15 protein-coding genes are annotated in these 17334 nt (G+C 70.6%); 9 read left to right on the top strand and 6 right to left on the bottom strand.

Annotated elements, in window-relative coordinates:
- Positions 1-67: 67 nt before the first annotated feature.
- The 4 genes from panB to MFF01_RS01980 form a co-directional block, all read right to left on the bottom strand.
- Positions 68-892: a 3-methyl-2-oxobutanoate hydroxymethyltransferase gene (gene panB, locus MFF01_RS01995; RefSeq protein ID WP_238221434.1), complete on the bottom strand. Its 825-nt coding sequence runs from the start codon at positions 890-892 to the stop codon at positions 68-70.
- 312 nt (positions 893-1204) lie between these two features.
- Positions 1205-1789, bottom strand: coding sequence for a rhodanese-like domain-containing protein (locus tag MFF01_RS01990; protein ID WP_238221433.1), 585 nt, complete (start codon positions 1787-1789; stop codon positions 1205-1207).
- Positions 1790-1802: 13 nt separating this feature from the next.
- Positions 1803-2651, bottom strand: a complete 849-nt coding sequence (locus tag MFF01_RS01985; RefSeq protein WP_238221432.1) for a quinoprotein dehydrogenase-associated SoxYZ-like carrier — start codon at positions 2649-2651, stop codon at positions 1803-1805.
- A gap of 35 nt (positions 2652-2686) precedes the next feature.
- Positions 2687-3655, bottom strand: coding sequence for a quinoprotein relay system zinc metallohydrolase 2 (locus MFF01_RS01980; protein ID WP_238221431.1), 969 nt, complete (start codon positions 3653-3655; stop codon positions 2687-2689).
- Positions 3656-3785: 130 nt separating this feature from the next.
- On the opposite strand from MFF01_RS01980, the gene MFF01_RS01975 reads away from it, so the two are divergent.
- The 9 genes from MFF01_RS01975 to MFF01_RS01935 all read left to right on the top strand — a co-directional run bounded on the left by MFF01_RS01975 (position 3786) and on the right by MFF01_RS01935 (position 15459).
- On the top strand, positions 3786-4358 hold the full coding sequence (locus MFF01_RS01975; RefSeq protein WP_238221430.1) for a TetR/AcrR family transcriptional regulator: 573 nt from the start codon (positions 3786-3788) through the stop codon (positions 4356-4358).
- An 85-nt stretch (positions 4359-4443) separates the two neighbouring features.
- Complete coding sequence (locus tag MFF01_RS01970) at positions 4444-5427, top strand: CobW family GTP-binding protein (protein ID WP_238221429.1); 984 nt, start codon at positions 4444-4446, stop codon at positions 5425-5427.
- 192 nt (positions 5428-5619) lie between these two features.
- Complete coding sequence (locus MFF01_RS01965; RefSeq protein ID WP_238221428.1) at positions 5620-6003, top strand: hypothetical protein; 384 nt, start codon at positions 5620-5622, stop codon at positions 6001-6003.
- 103 nt (positions 6004-6106) lie between these two features.
- Positions 6107-6859, top strand: a complete 753-nt coding sequence (gene rnhA / locus MFF01_RS01960; RefSeq protein WP_238221427.1) for a ribonuclease HI — start codon at positions 6107-6109, stop codon at positions 6857-6859.
- Positions 6856-7434 (top strand): DNA-3-methyladenine glycosylase, encoded by a 579-nt coding sequence (locus MFF01_RS01955; protein WP_238221426.1) that lies wholly within the window; start codon positions 6856-6858, stop codon positions 7432-7434. The genes rnhA and MFF01_RS01955 overlap by 4 nt, the downstream gene beginning before the upstream one ends.
- Positions 7435-7585: 151 nt before the next feature.
- Positions 7586-8368 carry a YfdX family protein gene (locus MFF01_RS01950; RefSeq protein ID WP_238221425.1) on the top strand — a complete coding sequence of 261 codons (783 nt, stop codon included), beginning with the start codon at positions 7586-7588 and terminating at the stop codon, positions 8366-8368.
- 165 nt (positions 8369-8533) lie between these two features.
- The gene (locus MFF01_RS01945) at positions 8534-8734 is read left to right on the top strand and encodes a hypothetical protein (protein WP_238221424.1); all 201 of its coding nucleotides are present in this window, start codon (positions 8534-8536) and stop codon (positions 8732-8734) included.
- 234 nt (positions 8735-8968) lie between these two features.
- The gene (locus MFF01_RS01940) at positions 8969-13846 is read left to right on the top strand and encodes an NAD-glutamate dehydrogenase (RefSeq protein WP_238221423.1); all 4878 of its coding nucleotides are present in this window, start codon (positions 8969-8971) and stop codon (positions 13844-13846) included.
- A gap of 149 nt (positions 13847-13995) precedes the next feature.
- A complete protein-coding gene (locus MFF01_RS01935) occupies positions 13996-15459 on the top strand; it encodes a phospholipase D-like domain-containing protein (protein ID WP_238221422.1) in 1464 nt (487 codons plus the stop codon).
- A gap of 37 nt (positions 15460-15496) precedes the next feature.
- Here the strand turns inward: MFF01_RS01935 and MFF01_RS01930 are convergent, their stop codons facing one another.
- Complete coding sequence (locus MFF01_RS01930) at positions 15497-16267, bottom strand: endonuclease/exonuclease/phosphatase family protein (protein ID WP_238221421.1); 771 nt, start codon at positions 16265-16267, stop codon at positions 15497-15499.
- A 71-nt stretch (positions 16268-16338) separates the two neighbouring features.
- Positions 16339-17274, bottom strand: a complete 936-nt coding sequence (gene mepA / locus MFF01_RS01925) for a penicillin-insensitive murein endopeptidase (protein ID WP_373319603.1) — start codon at positions 17272-17274, stop codon at positions 16339-16341.
- Positions 17275-17334: the final 60 nt, after the last annotated feature.

Here is a 17334-nt window from a genome sequence, read left to right as displayed (position 1 = left end):
AACGGTTGATGAATGGTAACCGTGATCCACGCACCCTGCCACGATTTCGTGCGCGACCGCACCGGGGTCACGCCGGCGGGTAGGTGTGCTCGTCGGCCGGGAAGCGCCCGGCGCGGACTTCCTCGGCATAGGCTGCCACGGCGCCCTCGATCTGGCTCCGCAACGATCCGAACTGCTTGACGAATTTCGGGACACGGTCGCTGAGCCCCAGCATGTCTTCGAGCACCAGGATTTGGCCGTCGCAGGCCGTGCTGGCGCCGATGCCGATGGTGGCCGCCGCGATCCCGGGCGCGGTCGCGATGGCGCGGGCCACGGGCTCGACGATGCCCTCCAGCACGATGGCGAAGGCGCCCGCTTCGCTGATGGCGCGAGCATCGGCCAGGAGGCGCTCCTCGTCGCCGCCCGCGCGCCCCTGCACCTTGAATCCACCCATGGTGTTCACCGATTGGGGGGTCAGGCCGATATGGCCCATCACCGGAATGCCGCGCGCCACGAGGAAGGCCACGGTGTCGGCGAACTGCGCGCCGCCCTCCATCTTGATGGCACCGGCCCCCGTCTCCTTGAGAACGCGGGCGGCGTTGAGGAAGGCCTGCTCACGGCTCGCCTCGTAGGAACCGAACGGCATGTCCACCACGATGAGGGCGCGCGTGGTTCCGCGGATCACCGCCTGGGCCTGGACGATCATCATCTCCAGGGTCACCGGCAGGGTCGATTCCATGCCGTGCATCACCATGCCGAGGGAATCGCCCACGAGGATGAAGTCGCAGTGGGGATCGAGGATGCTGGCGGTGTGGGCGTGGTAGGCGGTCAGCGCGATGATCTTGACGCCCGCCGCCTTGCGCTTGGCGAGATCGACGGCACGGATACGGCGCGATTGGACAACCTGGGACATCGAACTCCACCGGGCTCACGGCCCCCGCGCGGCGGGGACGGGCATTGGGTGGGCTGTCATACACCGACCCGCATCGAAACGCGCGGGCCGACATAGACGAAGAGAAAGAATTGAAAGGTCTTGTCAACCGAGACGACTTGAGCGACGCTAGACCACCCACGTTGCGGTGACGGCGATGGCGTCGCCGTCCCGCACTATTCAGTGGGCGTTTCCTCCCTAGACTTGGGCCGCCTGTGCGCGCCTTTCTTCCGCCACAACCCGGCCGGTGTCAACTGCACCGGCGAAGGCTGGAACGATTCGAAGTCGCCCGCTTCAGCGTTGCGCTGCGCTCGCGGGCCGAGCCGCCCAAGCCGGGTCCTCCTTCAGCACCGCCGTCTCGTGCCGCTCCTGCCAGCCTTCGATGCCTGCCGGGAACCAGTGCACGGCGGTGTAGCCGGCCTGGACGAGGCGCTTGCCCGCGTTCCAGCTGCCCCAGCAATCGGGATGGCAGAAGGTGACGATGGGCTTCGTCCTGTCGCCGCCCGTCAGGTCGGCAACGCGGGCAAGGAACAGGGCTTCGTGGGCGGGGTCGAGGGGCGCGGCGCCTGCATTCGGCATCCAGACGGCGCCCGGGATGCTGCGGTGGGCCGGCAGCCAGGGCTTGTCGGGGGCCATGCCGGCGGGGCGCCGGTCGGCGAGCGCAACGTCGATGAGCACGGGCCGGGCCTCGGCCACCACCCGGTGGAGGCCATCGATGTCGAGCACCACGGCGCCCTTCAGGGTTGGCGGCGTGTAGCCCTGCTGCGGACCCGTGTGGAAGCCGTCGGGCTCGGGCACGTTGACCGGCGAGTCGGCGGGCGCCGCCGCCACCCCGAGGGTGAGGAGGGCGGCGGCGGTGAGGCGAGCGAGGGGGATCATACGGACCTCGCCCTCAGTTGCTCGGGCTCGGCACCGGGAAGCTGTGCTCCCAGCGGCCGTTCTGATTGTCCGAGGCCACCACCGTGACGGGTGCCTTGCCTTCGGGCAGGAACGCGAAGTTGATCACCGGGTTCGACGCGATGGAGATGTCGCCGTCCAGGGTCAGGATGTTGCGGTCGCCCTGCGAGACCACGACCTTCTGGATGTAGCGGGCCGGGGTGTAGTCGCGGGTGATCTGGTTCATCTGCATGCCGGAGAAGTTCGGGTGGCGGATCATGAGCGTCGCCTCCGTCGACTTGGCGCCGGGCGCGGCTTCCGCGAACTTCATCCGCATGTCGCCCATGCCCTTCATGGCCTCCTCGTCGCTCATGCCCATGGGGGCCGAGCAGCCGCCCGATGCCTTCACGAACTTCGCCGTCTCGAACAACCCGCCGTCCTTCGTCCGCACCACGGCATGGACATTGGTGTAGTTGTTCACCCGCACCCGGAGCTTGATCTCGCCCGGATCGGCGGCGGGGCCGAAGGTGATGTTGGCGGCATAGGGCGACGGGTTGTCGTCGATCACCAGGGACACGCCCGCGACCTTGTCCTTCTCCGGCATGGTCAGGGTGATGGGCACCAGGGCGGCGTCGAGGGCCCGGACCGGGGCATCGACCGTCACCAGGGTGTCGGTGGGCTGCACCGCCTTGTCACCGAAGATCGAGGTGCGGATCTCGTTCCAGCGGGCAAGGCGTTCGGCATCGGTGTCCGAAGCGCCGGCGGCCAGGGCCGCCCCGGTGAATAGGACGGGGCCGGCGAACAGGGCGGCGGTCGGCAGCGCAGCGGCGAGCGATAGGGCGAGGGCGGCGGTGAACGGCTTCATGGCGTGTCTCCTCTCGGGGATAGATGGGGGCGGGATCACTCCCATTCGAGTTCCTTGAAGGCCTGGGTGACGTTGCGGCCGTTGTAGAGGTCGAACAGGGCCCAGTTCTTGGCTTCCGAGCGGCCAATGGTGGCGACCGCCTTCTCGATGGGCATGTCGGCGGCGACCGCCTTGCGGGTCTCGTCGCGCAGGGTGCCGAGGTAGCGGGTGAGATCGGCCAGGGCGGGGGCGAACGCCACGCGGGTCGGGCCGTGGCCCGGCACCGCCGCGTCGGCGCCCATGGCCTTCAACACCTCGGCCTCCTTCAGCCAGCCGAGGAGGCTGCCGTCGAGGGACGGGATGCGGGCGACGAACAGGAGGTCGGCGGGAAACAGCAGGCCGGAGGCCGAATCCCGCATGGAGAGGTCGCAGTTGGTGTGCGCCGTCCCGTGGGCATGGAAGGTGAGACTGCGCCCGCCGAGATCGACCTCGGCGCCGTCCGCGACCTCCAAGGTCGGATAGACCACGCGGCCCGCCCGGTCCGCCCCGAGGATCTCGACGAGGCGGGTGCGGTAATACTCGCCGCGTGCGTCCAGGGCGGAACGCAGGGCATGATGCCCGATGAACACGGGCTTGTCGGCCTCGAACGCTTCGGCCCCGAAGCAATGGTCGGGGTGGACGTGTGTGAGCACAACGTGGCTGATGGGCTTGTCCGTCCGTTTGCGGATCTCGGCGCGCAGCCACTGCCCGTCGGCGAGGCTGCCGCCGGATTCCGTCACGAGGACCGAACGCTCGCCAACGATGAAACCGATATTGGCGATGGCGTCAGCGTTGTCGGCCGTCGCCTCGGCGTCGGGTCCGCGCCGGATGAAGATGCCGAGACCGACCTCGTCGAGGGCGAACCCCTCCGCCGCGCGCCCGAGGGTCGGCAGGCAGCACAGGCACAGGCCGCCGAACAGGGCCTCGCGCCGGTTCGCCCGGAAACCACCCGCGACGGGGCGTGTGAGGCCGACTTGGGCCACCATACCGGACGTCCTCCGCTTGTTTTCTTGGCTACCATTTAGTAGGTAGATTCCTCGCGCCGTCAACGGCACATTTCCGCGATCCGGCTTTCTTGATTGTGCCGCCGGAAGCGCCCGCCATGCCGATACCCTCATGAGAGACACGCGCACGGAACTGCTCCTGCAGGCCGAGATCCTGGTTCGCGGCCGGGGCTATTCGGGTTTCAGCTACGCCGACCTCGCGGCGGTGGTGGGCATCCGCAAGGCGAGCATCCATCACCACTTCCCGACGAAGGCCGATCTCGCCCTGGCTCTCGTCGCCGCCTACGACGAGCGCTACGACGCTGCCCTCGCGTCGATCCTGGCGCAGGCGAAGGGCGGCGTCGCGCGGATCGCGGCCTATGGCCGGCTCTATCTCGGCGGTGTCGAGGACGATCTCGGCTGCCTCTGCGCCGTGCTGGCGGTGGAGCGCGACGCCCTGCCCGACTCCGTCCGCGCGGCCATCACGCGATTCTTCGACAAGCACATCACTTGGCTGGAGGGCGTGCTGGCCGATGGCCTTGGCGACGGCAGCGTCCGGGCGGGCGTGTCGCCCGGTCCCACGGCGCGACTGGTGGTGGCGACCCTGGAGGGCGCGCTCCTGCTGGAGCGGGTGCTCGCCGGCGCCGCAGGATTTCGCGGCACCCTCGACACCCTGTGCGAGACCCTGAGCCCGCGTGGCGCCTGACACCGGGCTTTCATCCCCGGGGGTTGATACAATATAACACCGGCATCCCCGGCCGCATTCGTCCGGAAATTCGAAAAGAGCCGCCATGTCCGACAGCGCGACCACCGCCTCCCAGAAGATCCCCGTAACCGTGCTCACGGGCTATCTCGGCGCCGGCAAGACCACGCTCCTCAACCGCATCCTCACGGAGAACCACGGCAAGCGCTACGCCGTGATCGTCAACGAGTTCGGCGAGATCGGCATCGACAACGACCTCGTCATCGGCGCCGACGAGGAAGTGTTCGAGATGAACAACGGCTGCGTCTGCTGCACCGTGCGGGGCGACCTCATCCGCATCATGGACGGGCTGGTGAAGCGCCGCGGCAAGTTCGACGCGATCATCGTGGAGACCACGGGCCTCGCCGATCCGGCCCCCGTCGCCCAAACGTTCTTCATCGACGAGGATGTCGGCGGGGCCGCCCGCCTCGACGCCGTGGTGACGGTGGCGGACGCGAAATGGCTCGCGGACCGCCTCAAGGACGCCCCCGAAGCCAAGAACCAGATCGCCTTCGCGGACGTGATCCTGCTCAACAAAGCCGATCTCGTCGAGCCCGCCGACCTCGACCGCGTCGAGGGCCTCATCCGGTCGATCAACCCCTACGCCAAGGTACACCGCACCAGCCGCTGCGACGTGCCCCTCGATCAGGTGCTCGACCGCAACGCCTTCGATCTCTCCCGCATCCTCGACATCGAGCCCGACTTCCTGGAGGAGGGCCACCATCACCATCATGACGACGAGATGCAGTCAGTCTCCGCCCGCATCGACGGCCCGGTGGACCCCGAAAAATTCATGCCGTGGATCTCGACCCTGACTCAGGTCCAGGGGCCGGACATCCTGCGCTGCAAGGGCATCGTCGCCTTCCCCGACGAGCCCCAGCGCTTCGTCTTCCAGGGCGTCCACCAGATCCTCGATGGCGACCTCCAGGGTCCGTGGAAGGACGGCGAGCCGCGCGTGTCGCGGGTGGTGTTCATCGGGCGCAAGCTCGACCCGGAGGCGATCCGCGCCGGCTTCCTCGACTGCGCGGCCTGAGTGCCCCCCGTGACGTACCCGCTTGCCGGGTGCGTCACGGGGTCGGAGATCCGGCCCCGATTTGGTCACGGTGGGGCGCCACACGAGCACCTCGAATCCGGTGCGCCGACGCGCCACCGGGATCGTCCGGTGACGCGTCCTCTTCGCGCCCACGGACGGAGGTTGGACGAGCGATTCCGAGAGGTCCGAGACATGAAGAATCTGGCTCTGAGCGCGCTGCTCCTCGGCGTGCTGGCGATGCCCGTGACGGCGCAGGCCGCGAGCAACACCGTGGTGGGCGTCGGCACGGGAGCCGTGGCCGGCGCCGTGGTCGGCGGTCCCATCGGGGCCGTGGTCGGTGCGGTGGTGGGCGGTGTCGTCGGATCGAATTCCGAGCGCGCCCGGCCCCGCCGCGCCCGGCGGACCAGAGCCGTACGCGCTCGGCGGCAGGCGGCGCAGGCCCGGCCCGTGAACGTGGCCGAGCGCGGCGAGGAGGCCCGCCGGACGATCCCCGCCGCCGCGACCACGGGGTCGGTGACGGCCCCGCGCCCGCCCGCCGTCACCCAGCCCGCCACCACGTGGCAGAATCCACGCTGAGCGCATCCCCCGGCCCGCGGACGGGGTGCCGGACCGGGGGGCGCTCGTGCTATGGGCGGCGCCCGAAGCCGGACGGCCTCCCGCGGACCCGAGTGCGATCCCCATGCGAACCATCGTCTACGCCGACGGCGGATGCGACCCCAATCCCGGCCCCGGCGGCTGGGGGGTCGTGATCCGGGCCGAGACCGGCACCATCGAATTGTGCGGCGGCGAACGGTCCACCACCAACAACCGCATGGAGCTGACGGCCGCCATCAGCGCCCTCGCCCATTTCCCCGAGGGCGCGGCCATCGAGATGCGCTGCGACAGCCAGTACGTCATCAAGTCGGTGACGGAATGGATGAAGGGCTGGAAGGCCAAGGGCTGGCGCACGAGCACCGGCCCGGTGAAGAACGTCGACCTCATGCAGACCCTCGACGCCCTGGCGGCCAAGCGCGACGTGCGCTGGACCTGGGTGCGCGGCCATACGGGCGAGATCGGAAACGAGCGGGCCGACCGCCTCGCGGCCCAGGGGCGTCGCGAGGCCCTGGCGGCCCCGGCGACGGCCATCCCCATGGTGACCCCGGCCGCCCCGGTGGCGGGCTTGACCGCCACGATACCCGCCTCGGCGCCGAGCGCCTCCGCTCCCGCCCGCCTTACCGGTACGGCGGCCCTCGCAGCCGGCTTGGCGAGCGCCCCCCGCACGACGTCGGTGCCCGTCGACCTCGCCCTCGGCCCGGAGATTTCCCGCGCCGCCAAGGCCGCCGGGCTCACCGCCCCGGCCTTCGTCGAGGCGGCGATCCGCGTCGCCCTCCACCTCGGCCCGGAGGACTTCGCCCGCGCCCGCGAGGCCGCGAAAACCGCCAAGGCCCCATGAGCGCATCGGCGCTGCCGGCGTCCTTCTTCGCCCGTCCGGCGGCGCTGGTGGCGCGGGACCTCGTCGGCTGCGACCTGCGGATCGACGGCGCGGGCGGCCCCATCGTCGAGACCGAGGCCTACGACCGGACCGATCCCGCCTCCCACACCTTCGGCGGCCCGACCCGGCGCAACGCGAGCATGTTCGGCCCCGCCGGACACGCCTACGTCTACCGCTCCTACGGCCTGCACTGGTGTCTCAACCTCGTGTGCGAGCCGGGCAGCGCCGTGCTCCTGCGGGCCCTCGAGCCCCGCCACGACCTCGCCGCGATGGTGGCCCGGCGCGGCCTCGACGATCCCCGCCGGCTCTGCGCCGGGCCGGGACGCCTGTGCCAGGCTCTGGGCGTGACGGGGGCGCAGGACGGCCTCCCCCTGGACCGCGCCCCGTTCGCCCTGACCCTCGGCGCGCCGGGCGGGGACGTCGTCGCCGACCGCCGCATCGGCCTGACCCGCGCCGTGGAGACGCCCTGGCGCTTCCTCGTCGCGGGATCGCGCTTCGTCAGCCGGCCGGTCGTACGGAAGCGGGCCGGGGGATAGCGGGACATTACGGAATCCCTACGAAATGTTCATGAAACCGAGGTTCGGAAGGGACGTTCTCCAATTACCAAGGCAAGTCCAGGCTATAGATCAAGTCTAATGCGCCATGAACTTCCCGGATGGTGATGCTATGTCGAGAACAGGTGTCGTCATGTCCAAAGCAAGAACTCTCGCCCTCGTCCTGGCCGCCACGACGATGATCGGCGGCGTGGCCCTGGCAAACGAGCAGGCCAAGACGGTGTCCACCCCCGAGATCACGACCGCCCAGAAGGCGGCGGACCGGGATGTCGGGAAACTCTCGAAGGATGGGGCCCAGGCCTTCCGCGATCTGCACTCGGCCCGGATCGCCATCTTCGATGCGGCCCCGGCGCAGGCCAAGGAGGAGATCGCCAAGGCCCAGGAGGCCTTGACGAAGGCGAAGACCGACGAGGCGGTGTTCGTCAAAGCCGAAGCGGATCTGAAAGGGTCGACCGTGAAGCCCGCGCATCCCGCAGCCGCCGAAACGGCCGACAAGGCGAAGCCCGGAACCCAGCCGGTGGCCTGGCTGCCCATCGACGGGCAGCTGACGCTGGGCGAGGACTTCGTCGCCACCCCCGCCAAGACGGCTGCCGTGACGGACGCCAACAAGAGCCTCGAGAAGGGCGACAGGAAATCCGCCGTCGAGACGCTGAAGCTCGCCGGCGTCGACGTGAACTTCACCCTGGCGGTGGTGCCCCTGGCGCAGACCACGGCCGATGTCGATCAGGCCGCGACCCTGATCGGTCAGGGCAAGTACTACGAGGCGAACGCCGTGCTGAAGAAGGCCGAGGACGGCGTGCGCTTCACCATGGTGGATACCGTCGCGTTGCCGAAGAAGGCGACGGCCAACACCTCGGCGGCGAAGACGGTGTCCGACGCCGCCGGAACGGCGCAGCCGCAGAAGTCCGTGAACTGAACGCGGATGAAACCGCAGCGGCCCCTGCTCGGGTCGGAGTCGCCGCAGACGTCGCGAAAAACGTCAGTCCCCCGGCGGCCTGCCGCTCGCGATCCCCGGCGCAAGCGGGCCATCCGATCGACATCATCGGCGGGCGCCCGCCCTTTCATGGAAAGCACCTGTCCCATGTTCAAGGTGATGATTCTGGGCCTTTTGTGTTCGGCCACCCTGACGGTCTTCGGGATCGCCCTGGCGGCGGGCGTCATCGGCCATCCCATCGACGGCCAGCTTCCCGCCGATTGGGGCTGGAGCTTCATCATGATGGGTGCGGCGAGCCTGTTCGCCTTCGGCTTCTTCGAGTGGCGACACCTCACGCACCGCTCCTGAGGCGACGCGCCCGCGCGAAACCCCGATCCGCACGCTCCGGCGGAATCGGCGCCTGCCTCTGACAGCTTGGCATTGGCGTCACCCGCCATAGGGCGGGGCATGCCTCGGCTGATTGAAACGGGTTTGCGACCCTGTGCATCATCCGCCACCCCCGGCCGGGTTCGCAGCGGCATCCTCCTGGATCGTCCGTCACCCGGACGGACAAGGGCGGTGCGGACGCGGAAGGATCGGACCATGGGCAGCGAAGCAGCAACCGTCCTGGCGAGCGCCGAGGCCCGGTCGATCCGGGACGGTCTCCTCACCGCGGCGGCCGCCCTCGTCGACGGCCGCGACGGCCCGGGCGGGTTCGTCCGGGACCTGTTCGGGCGTACCTCTCCGGAGGATCTCGCCCCCTACACGCCCGAGGCCATCGCCGACCTCGCCCTTGCGGCCCGCCGGCACCTCGCCGCGCCCCGCATCCCCGGCACGCCCTGCGACCTGCGCCTCTCCGACCTGACCGTGGATCGCGACGGCCGGCCCCGCGAACTGACCGTGGTCGAGGTGGTCAACGACAATCGGCCGTTCCTCCTCGCCTCCGCCCTCGCGGAACTGACCGAGCAGGGCCTCACCCCGCACCTCGTCGCCCACCCGATCCTCGGTGTCGAGCGCAGCCCCGACGGCTCCCTCGTGCGCGTGGTCGGCGAGACCACGGCGGACGCTCAGGGCGCCTTCACCCGCGAGAGCTTCATCCACCTCCACCTCGACCGCCTCGACGCAGGCGAGGCCCGCGACCGCCTGGAGGCCGGTCTGGCCCAGGTGTTCCGCGACGTCGCCCGCGCCACCGACGATCGCGACGCCATGGATGCGTGCCTCGCCGCCCTCATCGAACAATACGGCGCCGGGCGGCCATCCCTGCCGGCGGCGGAAGTGGCGGAGGCCCACGCCTTCCTCGAATGGTTGCGCGACGGTCACTTCACCCTCCTCGGCCTGCGCGAGTATGCCCTCGCCGAGAACGGCCGGGCGGCCCTGCCGGGCGTCAGCCTCGGCGTGCTGCGTGATCCCGGCTTGGAGGTCCTGCGCGGCGGACAGGCCGTCGCCGACGACACGCCCGAGATCCGTGCCTTCCTCGACGGGCCCCAGGCCCTCCTCGTCACCAAGTCGAGCATCCGGTCGCGGGTCCGCCGGGCGGGGCATCTCGACTATATCGGGATCAAGCTGTTCTCCGACGAGGGAACCCTCGCGGGTGAGGTCCGCCTCGTCGGCCTGTTCACGGCGACGGTCAACACGGCGCTCGCCCGCGAGATTCCCTATCTCCGCAAAAAGGTCGACACGGTCATCGCCAGCGCCGGCCTCGACCCGACGAGCCATGCCGGGCGCAGCCTCCTCGACGTGCTGGAGACCTATCCCCGGGACGACCTGTTCCAGATCGAGACCGATCGGCTCTACCGCTTCACCCTCGCCATCGGCAGCCTCGCCGAGCATCCGCGGATCCGGGTCCTGCCCCGGCCCGACCGCTTCGGCCGGTTCGTCTCCGTCCTCGTCTACGTGCCCAAGGACCGGTACGATTCGCAGGTCCGCACCCGCATCGGCCTCCACCTCGCCCGAACCTATGGCGGCCGGCTCTCGGCGGCCTATCCGGATTTTCCCGAAGGCTCCCTCGCCCGGACCCACTACATCATCGGCCTGTCGGAAGCGGGGGCGGCGGAGCCCGATCCAGCCACCTTGGAGGCCGAGATCGGCGCCCTGGTGCGGACCTGGGGCGACGACCTGCGCCTGGCGCTTGCCGAGGCGATGCCCGGCCGGCAGGCACGGGCCCTGGCTGCCCGCTACGCCGATGCGTTCTCGGCCGCCTACCGCGAGAGCTTCGAGCCCCGGGTCGCCATCGCCGACATCGCCATCCTCGACGCCTTGAGCGAGAGCCGCCCGCGCGCCGTCGATATCGGCCGGCGCGAGGCCGATCAGGCGCATCAGATCCGCCTCAAGGTGTTTTCGCGGGGCGGCGCCCTGTCCCTGTCGGACCGGGTTCCGGCCCTGGAGAACCTCGGGTTCCGGGTCGTCAACGAACGAACCTACCGCATCCGGGTCGGCGAGGGGCCGGACGCGGTGCCCGTCTGGCTCCACGACATGCTGCTGGAGCGGGCCACGGGGGCGCCCATCGACCGGGACCGCCTCGCAGCTCCTCTGGAGGCCGCGCTCCTCGCCATCGCGGCCGGGGACGCCGAATCCGACGGCTACAACCGCCTCGTCCTCGAGGCCGACCTTGGCTGGCGCGACGTCGCGCTCCTGCGCGGCCTCGGGCGCTACCTGCGCCAGCTCCGGGTCCGCTACGGGCAGGGCTACCTCGCCGCCACCCTGGCGCGGCATCCCGCCATCGCCGCCCGGATCGTCGCCCTGTTCCACGCCCGCTTCGATCCGGCGGGGCAGGACGCCCAGAAGGGGAAGGACTCCCTGGCAGATCAGGACCGCGCCGCGCGGGAGGCCGCCATCCGCGCCGAGATCGAGGAGGCGCTGGCCAGCGTCACCAGCCTCGACGACGACCGCATCCTGCGCCGCTTCGTCAACCTCGTCGAAGCCGCCGTGCGGACGAACTTCTTCCAGACCGGGGCCGACGGGGGGCCGCGCGAGACCATCGCGTTCAAGTTCGCTTGCGCGAAGGTGAGCGGCATGCCCCTGCCGCGCCCGTTCTTCGAGATCTTCGTCTACGCGCCGCGCCTCGAGGGCGTGCACCTGCGCTACGGCTACGTGGCGCGCGGCGGCCTTCGCTGGTCCGACCGGCCGGAGGACTTTCGGACCGAGATCCTGGGCTTGGTCAAGGCGCAACAGGTCAAGAACGCCGTCATCGTGCCCGTGGGCGCCAAGGGCGGGTTCTTTCCCAAGCGCCTGCCGCCGGCCTCCGACCGCGAGGCCTGGCTCGCGGAAGGCACCGAGAGCTACCGGGTCTTCATCCGAACCCTCTTGGAGCTCACCGACAACATCGTCGACGACGCGATCCGGCCGCCCGCCGACACGGTTCGCCACGACACCGACGACGCCTACCTCGTGGTGGCGGCCGACAAGGGCACCGCCACCTTCTCGGACATCGCCAACGCCCTGTCGCTGGAGCGCGGCCACTGGCTCGGCGACGCCTTCGCGTCGGGCGGCAGCCAGGGCTACGACCACAAGCGCATGGGCATCACCGCGCGCGGTGCGTGGGAGGCGGTCAAGCGCCATTTCCGCGAGATGGACGTGGACGTCCAGTCCGATCCGGTCACCGTCGTGGGCGTCGGCGACATGTCGGGCGACGTGTTCGGCAACGGTATGCTGCTGTCGGAAAGCCTCAAACTCGTCGCGGCCTTCGATCACCGCGACATCTTCCTCGATCCCGCCCCCGATCCGGCGGCGAGCTTTGGCGAGCGGCGGCGCCTGTTCGACCTCCCGCGCTCGAGCTGGCGCGACTACGATCCGGCCCTCCTCTCCCGGGGCGGCGGCGTGTTCTCCCGCAGCCTGAAGACGATTCCCCTCTCGCCCGAGATCGCGGCGGTTCTCGGCGTCGAGGCGGCGGAGGCGACGCCCGCCGAGGTGATGCAGGCGATCCTGAAGGCGCCCGCCGATCTCCTGTGGTTCGGCGGCATCGGCACCTATGTCCGCGCCACGACCGAGACCGACGCGGAGGCCGGCGACCGGGCCAACGACGCCGTGCGCATCACCGGCGCGGACGTGCGGGCGAAGGTGGTGGGCGAGGGCGCCAATCTCGGCATGACCCAGCGCGGCCGCATCGAGGCGGCCCGCGCCGGCATCCGCCTCAACACCGACGCCATCGACAATTCCGCCGGCGTGAACACCTCCGACGTCGAGGTGAACATCAAGATCGCCCTGATGGGGCCGGAGCGCGACGGACGCCTCAACGCCGCCGCCCGCAACGCCCTCCTGGTCGGCATGACCGACGAGGTCGCGGCCCTCGTCCTGCGCAACAACGAACTTCAGACCCTGGCCCTGTCCCTGGCCCTGCGCCGGGGCGCCGGCGAGACCGCCTTCGCGGTGCGGACCCTCCAGGCCCTGGAGGCCGAGGGGCGCCTCGACCGCGCCGTGGAATTCCTGCCCGACGATGCCGCCATCGCCGAACGCGTGCGCCGGGGCGAGGGCCTGACCCGGCCGGAATACGCCGTGCTGCTCGCCTACGCCAAGCTGTCGCTCTACGACGCGATCCTGGCGAGCCCGGTGCCGAACGACCCGTATTTCGACCGCGAACTCCAGCGCTACTTCCCGCAAGCCCTGCGCAGTCAGTTTCCCGACGCGGTGAAGGGCCACCGCCTGCGCCGGGAGATCATCGCCACGGCGCTGTCCAACATCATCGTCAACCGGGGCGGCCCCTCCCTCGTCACCCGCCTCATCGACGAGACCGGGGCGGATGCGGCCACCATCGCCAAGGCCTACGCCGTGACCCGCGACGCCTTCGGCCTGATGGAGTTGAACCTCGCCATCGACCGGCTGGCCGGGATCGTACCGGGACAGGCCCAGCTCGACCTCTACGCCGACGTGCAGGATCTGCTCACCGGCCGCATCGTCTGGTTCATCCGCAACCTCGACCTCTCGGGCGGCATCGCCCCCCTGGTGGCGCGCTACCGCGACGGCATCGCCGCCGTGATGGCCGCGCTTCCCGACGTTCTAGACGGGCGGGCGATGCAGGCCCTGGACGCCCGACAGGCGGAGCTCATCGGATACGGCTTGCCCCCCGACGCCGCCCGGCGCCTCGCTTCCCTGGCGGCCCTCTCCGCCGGTCCCGACATCGTTCGGGTGGCCGAGGATGGCGGCCGTCCGGTGGCCGGCATCGCGGCGACGCATTTCGCCCTCGCCCACCAGTTCCGCCTCGACGACCTCGTGGCCGCCGCCCGAAAGGTGTCCGTGGACGACATCTTCGACCGCATCGCCCTGGAACGGGCCGTCTCGGGCATTTCCACGGCCCACCGCCGGCTGACGGCGGAGGTGGTGGCCGATGTCGGCGATGGCCCGGAGGCCGTCGAGGCCTGGATCGCCGCGCGGGGGCCGGCCCTCGCCCGCATCCGTCACGCCGTCGAGGCCATCGCCGGCACGGGGCTCACGGTCTCCAAGGCGACGGTGGCGGCGAGCCTGCTCGCCGATCTCGCCCGCCCCTGAGGGCCCGCTTGGTGCGGGGTGTCGTTTCCCGTATCAAGCCGGGCACGGGCGAGGTGGCGTGTCCCTCGTGAAACGCCCGCCCTCCCGCCGGTCTCGAAGCGAGAATCGTCCGGCACCGGGGGGTTCACGCGGCACAGCGAGGAGCGGCGTTGGAACAGGCCCTGTTGAACTGGATCGGCGCCATGCTGTCGATCCGGTCCGAAGTCTTCGCCGTCCTCGGACTCGGCCTGTCCCTCGTCGTGACCATGCACGTGCTCCTGCGCAAGCGCGAGGTCGGGGGCGCCATCGGCTGGATCGGGCTCGCCTGGCTCTCGCCCCTGTTCGGCGCCGGGCTCTACGCCCTGTTCGGCGTCAACCGGGTCACGCGCCGGGCGCACAAGCTGCGCATCCGCCCGACGCAGAACGCCGGCTCCACCCTCTCGCCGGATGACGTCCAGACGCCGCCGCCCCTGCCCGAGACCCTGCCGCTAGCCTTTCGTCCCCTCGATCACGCCGGCCGGCGGATCACGCATCTGCCCCTGCGGCCAGGCAATGCCGTGACCACGTTCCGTAACGGCGACGCCGCCTATCCGGTGATGCTCGCCGCGATCGCGGCGGCGCGAACCTCGGTGGCCCTGTCGAGCTACATCTTCCGCGACGACGCCACGGGCCGGGCCTTCTGCGACGCCCTGGCGGCGGCCCAGGCCCGCGGCGTCGCCGTTCGTGTCATCATCGACGGCATCGGGGGCGGCTATTTCCGCCCCGGCGTCACCCGGCGCCTGCAGCGCGCCGGTGTTCCGGTGGGCCGGTTCATGCACTCCGCCCTGCCGTGGCGGATGCCGTTCCTGAACATGCGCTCCCACAAGAAGCTGCTCATCGTCGATGGCCGAACCGCCTTCACGGGCGGCCTCAACATCGCCGACGGCAACCGAGTGTCGCAAGCCCCGCCCCATCCGATCCGCGACACCCATTTCCGCATCGTCGGCCCGGTGGTCGACCAACTGACCGCCGCCTTCGCCAGCGACTGGATCTTCGTGTCGGGGGAGGATCTCGCCGGCGAGGCATGGTTCCCGAGCCTCGTCCCCGCCGGCACCGTTCCGGCGCGGGTGGTCACCTCGGGACCCGACGCGGACCTGCGCAAGATCGAGCTCGTGATCCTCCAGGCCGTGGCCTGCGCCACACGCAGCATCCGCCTCTCGACGCCCTACTTCCTCCCGAACGAGGTTCTCACCGGCGCCCTGTGCCTTGCCGCCAGCCGGGGCATCCGCGTCGACGTCATCATCCCCAAGGTCAGCGACCACCGCTTCGTCGATTGGGCGACGCGGGCCCATGTCGAGCCGCTCCTGCGCAGCGGCGTACGGATCTGGCTCGACGCGCCGCCTTTCGACCATTCGAAGCTCCTCGTCGTCGACGGGACGTGGTGCTTCGTCGGTTCCGCGAACTGGGACATGCGCAGCTTCCGCCTCAACTTCGAGGTCAATGTCGAGTTCTACGATTCCACCCTCGCCGAGGAACTCGACGCCATCATGCGCGCGAAGATGGAGCTTCGCCTCACCTACGCGGATCTGGCGGCCCGCTCCCTGCCCGTTCGGCTGCGCGATGCCGGCGTGCGCCTCGCGTTGCCCTACCTGTGAGCCCACCTCCGCGCGATCGCGGCCGAGATGGACGCGCTCAGCCGACGCGGCGCTTGAGCGAGGCCGAGATCCGCTTCGCGAAGCGATCGAGCGACGTGCCGGCGGCCTCAGGCTCGGACCGCCGGGCGGCCACCGCGGTCGGCGCGAGGTGGACGATGATGGGGCGGTGATCCGAGGGCCCCCGCGGCAGCACGGCGGAGGCGTGGCAGGTCAGCCCCCGCACGAGGCAGCGGTCGAGACGCAGGGGCACGAGGCGGCCCATGGCATGGGTCGGCAGGCGCGGGCCGACATCGCGAAACCCGGCGAGCAGGGGCGGGCCGACGAGGTTGTAGTCGCCGATCACCGCCGCGCAGTCGGGCAGACTCTCGGCGATCCGCCGCAACTGGCGCCGGTTCAGCATCTGCCCGTGAGAAAGATGCACGTTGGCGACCCCGAACCCGCCGAGATCGAGGATCTGGCAGACCCGGTCGAACATGGCCCCGGACGGCAGCTCGACGACGAGCGGAGGGGCGACGAACGGCGTCGGGCTCCAGAGGGCGGGGCCATGGATGCGTCCCGGCAGGGGCGCCCAGGCGTAATCCCCGCCCAGTCGGTCCCGAAGGCCGGCGATCTCCTTCGTGGCCTCCTGCATCAGCACGAGATCGGGCTTCTCGCGCTCGACCAGGGCCACGAGGGCGGCGACGTTGGCGCCCGTGCGCCGCAGGAGGTTCCAGCTCAGGATCTTTCGCTGGCCTGGCCGGTCGAGCACCGGGGTCGGGTGATCGGAGCGGCGCAGGGCACGCAACGCGAGACGGCGATCGTTCAGCATGGCGCCTTAAGTGGAACGAAGCGGGGCTTTGGAAAGACCGGCGATCCTTGCGTCACCGGCCTTGCCGCACGTCAGCGCGCCTTGAGCACCGCGCGACAGGCGGCGGGCAGGGCCGCCATGGTCATCGGCGGCTTGGGCTTCGAAGGCTTCGTCGATTTCGGCGGGTTCAGCACCGCGTCGCTGAACCAGTAGGCGAGCTCCTCGCCGCAGCCGTCGCCACTGGGCGGCGGGGCCTGGTCGCCGCACTGGTCCTGTCCCGCCGGGCAGGCGAGGCGGATATGGTAGTGATAGTTGTGCCCGTACATGGGCCGGACCTTGGAGAGCCAGGCGCGGTCGCCCCCCGCCTCGCGGCACAGGGCCTTCTTGATCGCCGGGTTGACGAAGAGGCGTGCCACTTCGGGCTGCTGCGCCGTGAGGCGGATGAGCTTCAAGTGCTCGGGCATCCAGACCTGCGGGTCGATGTCGAGGCGGTCGGCCCGCACCACGTTGGTGGCGGAGGTCTCCTCGCGCTCGCGCCGGCTCATGCGGTGGTCCGGCATCGGGGTCAGCCAGATGTCGGCGTCGAGGCCGAGCTGGTGCGAGGCGTGGCCCGTGAGCATCGGGCCGCCGCGCGGCTGCGACATGTCGCCGACGAGGAGACCGGACCAGCCGACGCGCGGCGCCTTGGCGGCGAGCCGCTCGAGGAAATCCACCAGGGGCGGGGTGCCCCACATCCGATTGCGCGACAGGCGCATCACCTGCCAAGTCGGTCCGTCGACGGCCAGCGCCTCGCCACCCGAGAAGCAGCCCTTGGCGTAGGACCCGAAGGCGTGGGCCGGCCCGGGCGCGGGCGACGTCACGCGGCCGAACAGGGCCTTGGCGGGCGTGCCGGGCGCATCCGGATCGGCGAGGGGCGGCAGGGGCTTGGGGTCGAGGGTGCCCCGGTCCTGGGCCTGCGCGGCCGTGCCGAGGGCGAGGATCGCGAGGGTCGCGAGGGGGATCGGGCGGAGGGACCGGCTGCGGGACAGGGCGTTTGCTCCAGGCGGGGGATGATCGAGAACCGGGGGGAAGCTAGCCCATCGCGGGCT

Source organism: Methylobacterium adhaesivum (assembly GCF_022179065.1).
GTDB lineage: Bacteria > Pseudomonadota > Alphaproteobacteria > Rhizobiales > Beijerinckiaceae > Methylobacterium > Methylobacterium adhaesivum.
The sequence above is the reverse complement of the archived record's forward strand: the minus strand, read 5'-3'. Positions and strand labels throughout refer to the sequence as shown.